This is a genomic window from Sulfurovum sp. bin170 (genome assembly GCF_010892395.1).
Lineage (GTDB): Bacteria > Campylobacterota > Campylobacteria > Campylobacterales > Sulfurovaceae > UBA1140.
The window spans coordinates 1-2,709 of record NZ_JAACKB010000133.1; the positions used below are offsets into that span (position 1 = coordinate 1).

Consider the following 2,709-nt stretch of genomic DNA (forward strand, 5'->3'; position numbering starts at 1 on the left):
TCTCGCAGATGCTTATTATGTACTCTCATGATATATTTAGGTCTATGGGTATATTGATGGTGCTTTTTGGTCTCTTGACTATCGGTAAGATGTTGGCTATCTTTGCCTATGCCTGGGTGATAATGAGACCGATGGATAAGCTGATAAACTTCACTCATCTCTATTATAATGCTAAGTCCTCTATAGATAGACTAAATGAGATTCTAAAACTTGATAGTGAACCAAAATATGAGATGAAAGTTGACCCATTTAAGGATAGAAAAAGTGCCTCTATTCGTCTAAAAGATGTCTCTTTCTCTTATGATGGCTCGACAGAGGTTCTCAAAAATATCAGCTTGGAGATAAAAGAGGGTGAAAAAGTAGCGATTATCGGAGAGACAGGAAGTGGAAAAAGTACACTAGCTCAGATTCTTATAGGTCTTTATCCTATAGACTCTGGAGAGATATTTTATAACGGTATAGAGATAAAAGAGATTGGGTATATGTCTGTTAGAGAGAATGTTGGTTTTGTAATTCAGTCTCCTCTGATGTTCAATAACTCTCTGAGATTTAACCTAACTCTAGGAAGAAAGTATAGTGATGAGAAGATATATGAGGCTCTAAAAATAGCTCAACTCTATGAGTTTGTATCTGGACTTGACAAAAAATTAGATACTATAGTAGGGAAAAATGGAACCAAACTATCAGGTGGGCAGAAGCAACGACTCTCAATTGCAAGAGTTCTGCTTGACAATCCAAAAGTTATTATCTTTGATGAGTCCACCTCTTCGCTTGATAATGAGACAGAGGATAGACTGCTTGAGGCGTTGAACTCTTTTGTTGAGGGGAAGACTATTATCACTATTGCCCACCGCAAGAATAGTATTGAAAAAGCTGATAGAATCATTGATTTGAGCAAGATTGTTTAACTAATTCTTTTCCTTAAAACCCCATTTACTCCTATTGAGATATAATTCGTCCAATATTAAGCTTTTGCAAAACTAGGAACCGATGGCTTTAGCCTCGTTATATTCGGGACTGAAGTCTCCGATTCCAAATTAGTTTTGAAAGAAGTCTATTCAATAGGACAGAGCGTTGAACTTAGACCATTTAAAAAAGAGCATGAAACTGGCTCTACGAGAGAGATTTAGCAGTATAAAATATGGTGATGACCATAGACGACCCAGTGTCTACATCTCGACCCATACAGACAAAGCACCATTTATAGGTACTCTACCCAAAGATATAGCTATGCAATCAGAAAAATCTTATCAAGAGTTCCCCAAACTCTCAAAGAGGCTCCTTGTTGAGCTGTTTTCAGGTATTGGTGTGGAGTATGTTCCAGAGATTTGTATTTATCAGCTTAAGAAGAGCCGACCCATTGAGATTTTTCAGGATTTTGTAATGAGTTTTGGTATTAGTGTGGAGAATCGGTTAGAGCAGATAGATATTTTGGATGCAGATATTTTAAATAGAGTAGTTTTTTCTCTAAAGAGGATGGATGATTTGCGAAGAGAGCATATCTTTGATAGTAGACCTATCTATAAGCTTTTGGCACAGCATGAGTTTGAAAAAGCAGAGAAGATGATAGAGAACTTGAATAGCTAGGAAACGAAAGCTTTAGCTTCGTCTTGTTCGGGGCTAAAGCCTCCGATTCCGAAAATGCAGATTGCATATAAGGAACCGATGGCTTCAGCCTCGCTAATTCATTGGCATGGGCTAAAGCCTCCGATTCCGTAAATTAAAAATAGGATAGAGAATGATTAGAATGTTATTTAGTGTGATATGGTGGTTTGGTTTTTCTGTGGCTGTAAGTTTGATGCTTGGCTTATATGTTGGCGTTGAGTTTATTGAAAAATATGTGGGTGTTCTCTTTTTGGCTGTAGGTATTCAGCATATGGTGATGCTAGTCATTTTGGGCTTTTTTGCTATTTTCAATGAGCGAGATGACAATATTGAGGTAGGCAATAGAGTAGCAACTATGGGTTATCTACATACACTTATCGGTACATCTGTGGCTCTGATTATGACCTCCAAGTTTGGTGGGGCAGAGATGATAGAGCATATTGATACGATTATCGCACCTATTGGTTCGGCTCTGATTACTAGTATTATCGGTTGGGCTTTTGGTAAAGAGATGGAGAGAGAACGCTACAGATATAAGCTAGACTCTACAGAGGAGAGTGATAACGCTTTGGAGTTTTTGGCTCAAAAGGTTAGAAAAGCAGGACTACAGATAGAGCAGAGTAGCAATAGATGGGTAGAGAGTATAGAGTATAGTAGTACCCAACTGGTCGTTAGCTCCGAAAAATTAGAAAAAACCATCAACTCTGCCAATCAAACCTCTCAGCAGAGCATAGATGAGTTAAGCAGAAGCTTTACAAAACTCTATGAGCAGATGAGTTATAACTTGGAGGCGATGAGCAAAACAGTTGAGAGAGATTTACAGAGTAGTTCAGAAGAGACACAGAGAGTTTTGAGTAGTTCAAAAGAGCAGTTCAAAACTCAGTTTGAGCAGATAGAGCGACAAATCAGTAGTGTAGAGAGAAACTTTGATGCAACGAGCAAAGATGCAAACAGAGTATTCAAAAAATCCATAGAGACTTTTGATAGTGGTCTAGGTCAGATGAATATGATTGCCAAAGAGTGGGACAAGCATATCAAAAGTATGAAAAAGTTCTCAACCCATTCAGAGTCTGCTTTGGAGAATCTAACAGAGCATAGTCAAAA

At 38.1% G+C, this 2,709-nt stretch carries 3 protein-coding genes; all 3 read left to right on the top strand.

Annotated features, from left to right (window positions below):
• The coding region (locus GSY74_RS03210; protein ID WP_164663671.1) for an ABC transporter ATP-binding protein at nucleotides 1-908 on the top strand (908 nt) is incomplete at its 5' end.
• Nucleotides 909-1,074: 166 nt separating this feature from the next.
• Nucleotides 1,075-1,587, top strand: a complete 513-nt coding sequence (locus tag GSY74_RS03215; protein ID WP_164663672.1) for a hypothetical protein — start codon at nucleotides 1,075-1,077, stop codon at nucleotides 1,585-1,587.
• Between the two features lie 151 nt (nucleotides 1,588-1,738).
• Nucleotides 1,739-2,709, top strand: a 971-nt coding sequence (locus GSY74_RS03220; RefSeq protein WP_164663673.1) for a hypothetical protein, incomplete at its 3' end; no start/stop codon positions are given.